The sequence below is a fragment of the Alcanivorax sp. HI0044 genome, from assembly GCF_001634945.1.
Map to the genome: position 1 here is coordinate 1 of NZ_LWEZ01000806.1, position 550 is coordinate 550.

Consider the following 550-nt stretch of genomic DNA (forward strand, 5'->3'; position numbering starts at 1 on the left):
AACAACTCTGGTGAAGAGCGCACAACATGTCTCAGACCTATCCGGCTCCCATGCCAAACGAAAAAAGCCACGCTTCCGTGGCCCCCAACGAGATCGCCGTGGGCGTGGTCATCGGGCGTACCTCCGAGTATTTCGACTTCTTTGTCTACGGCATCGCCTCCGTACTGATCTTCCCGCAGCTGTTTTTCCCCTTTACCGGCCAGCTGCAGGGCATGCTCTATTCTTTCATGCTGTTTGCTCTGGCGCTGAATCCACATGAACAGGGCGGTGCCAAAGGGCCGCGCTACAAACGCCAGAGCAAACAGCATGAAAGAATAGAGCATGCCCTGCAGCTGGCCGGTAAAGGGGAAAAACAGCTGCGGGAAGATCAGTACGGAGGCGATGCCGTAGACAAAGAAGTCGAAATACTCGGAGGTACGCCCGATGACCACGCCCACGGCGATCTCGTTGGGGGCCACGGAAGCGTGGCTTTTTTCGTTTGGCATGGGAGCCGGATAGGTCTGAGACATGTTGTGCGCTCTTCACCAGAGTTGTTGTTTGTGCCTTGATG

The 550-nt window shown here is 55.8% G+C and carries 1 pseudogene; it reads right to left on the bottom strand.

The features are described 5' to 3' along the window. A pseudogene (locus A3730_RS32615) lies at nt 1–509 on the bottom strand (hypothetical protein); the annotation flags it as partial. Nucleotides 510–550: the final 41 nt, after the last annotated feature.